1 protein-coding gene is annotated in these 1,859 nt (G+C 63.6%); it reads left to right on the top strand.

Features of this window, described 5'->3' with window-relative positions:
- Positions 1-404: 404 nt before the first annotated feature.
- Positions 405-1,772 (top strand): group II intron reverse transcriptase/maturase, encoded by a 1,368-nt coding sequence (ltrA, locus tag WS95_RS32400; protein WP_059828299.1) that lies wholly within the window; start codon positions 405-407, stop codon positions 1,770-1,772.
- The last annotated feature ends 87 nt before the right edge of the window (positions 1,773-1,859 follow it).

The raw sequence follows: 1,859 nt of genomic DNA, 5'->3' as shown, positions 1-1,859 counted from the left end.
CGTTGTGCGCCCAGCATGGGCGCACTCCTGCGGGTGCAAGTCCCGCCATAAGCTGGTCACAGCGAATGAAGTGAAGCGCAACTGCATGAGGGCGACCGAATGTGGAGAGGAAGCGTGGAGCGTAAATCGTGAGCCGATGGACAAGAACTGCATAGAAGGCGCTGCCGTGCAGGGCGAGCGGGCAACGCACCGCGAAGCTCTCGTGACCAAGGCGAAGCAGCGTAAATGCGGCGGTTGTGCGATGAAGGAGTGCGCTCTTACCTGGGGAGATCTCGCCTTATGCCTGAAAGGGCGACGGCGTCGAGCCGGAGCGAGAAGTCAGCAGAGGTCGTAGTAGTCACAGGACAGGTCGATGAGGCTGAAGCTGGTGACGAAGGGCCGAACGGGAAGGAGTGTCCAGCGTCATGTCGATGCGACAGGCAATGCGTCAGATGCCCGTGCGAGCGGGGCGAGCGGGAAGCATACGCGGTGAAGCTGCGTCTATGCCCGTGAGCGACGAAGGCTGTTGCCCGCGCCATGAATCCGGGGACACAGGGTCGTCGCTGCTGATGGCGGCGCTGACGAGGGAGAACCTGAAGCAGGCGTTCAAACGGGTACGGGCCAACAAGGGAGCCGCTGGCGTGGACGGTCTGGATATGGACCAGACGTCGCGCCATCTGGTGACGGCGTGGCCCGCGATCCGTGAACAGTTGCTCAAGGGGACGTACCGGCCCAGTCCGGTACGGCGGGTGACGATCCCGAAACCGGACGGAGGCGAGCGCGAGCTTGGCATCCCGACGGTGACGGACCGGCTGATCCAGCAGGCGCTGCTGCAGGTGCTGCAACCGGTTCTGGACCCTGGCTTCAGCGAGAACAGCTACGGCTTCCGGCCCGGACGGCGTGCGCACGATGCGGTGCTTGCCGCGCAGTCGTACGTGCAGTCGGGTCGGCGAATCGTGGTGGATGTTGATCTGGAGAAGTTCTTCGACCGGGTCAACCACGACATCCTGATCGACCGACTGCAGAAACGTATTGGGGACGCCAGCGTGATCCGGCTGATCCGGGCGTATCTGAACAGCGGCATCATGGATGGCGGCGTGGTTCAGCAGCGCGAACAGGGCACGCCACAGGGCGGGCCGCTATCGCCGTTGCTGGGCAACGTGCTGCTCGATGAGGTGGACAAGGAACTGGAGCGGCGAGGCCACTGCTTCGCGCGCTATGCCGACGATGCGAATGTCTATGTTCGTAGCCGCCGTGCTGGCGAGCGGGTGATGGCGCTGCTGCGTCGTCTGTATGGGCAACTGCGGTTGAAGGTCAACGAGACCAAAAGCGCAGTCGCCAGTGTGTTCGGTCGCAAGTTTCTGGGCTACAGCCTATGGGTAGCGTCCGGCGGTGTCATCAAGCGCAAGGTGGCGGCCAGACCGCTGCTGGCGTTCAAACGCCGCATTCGCGAACTGACCGGCCGTAGCGGCGGGCGCAGCATGAAGGACGTGGTGGAACGGTTACGGCCCTATGTATTGGGTTGGAAGGAGTACTTCCGGATGGCGCAGACGCCACGAGTCTGGCTGGATCTGGACAAGTGGATGCGTCACCGGCTGCGTGTCATCCAGCTCAAACACTGGCGCCGCGGTCCGACCATCTACCGGGAACTGCGTGCGTTGGGCGCACCGTCCGCTGTGGCGCAACAGGTGGCGGCGAACAGCTGTCGCTGGTGGCGTAACAGCGGCAAGCTCCTGAATAGCGTATTGACCCTCGCGTACTTCGATCGGCTGGGTGTGCCCCGACTCTCATAACCTCAACTTCCCGAACCGCCCGGTGCGGACCCGCATGCCGGGTGGTGTGGCAGGGGTACGGCCTCATGGCCGTCCCCTATGCCGATT

It is taken from the genome of Burkholderia sp. MSMB1826 (genome assembly GCF_001526325.1).
Taxonomy (GTDB): Bacteria; Pseudomonadota; Gammaproteobacteria; order Burkholderiales; family Burkholderiaceae; genus Burkholderia.
The sequence above is the reverse complement of the archived record's forward strand: the minus strand, read 5'-3'. Positions and strand labels throughout refer to the sequence as shown.

Bases quoted from the DNA above. Each gene is read 5' to 3' on its own strand.
- ltrA (WP_059828299.1), top strand. From the start codon at position 405: ATGTCGATGCGACAGGCAATGCGTCAGATGCCCGTGCGAGCGGGGCGA.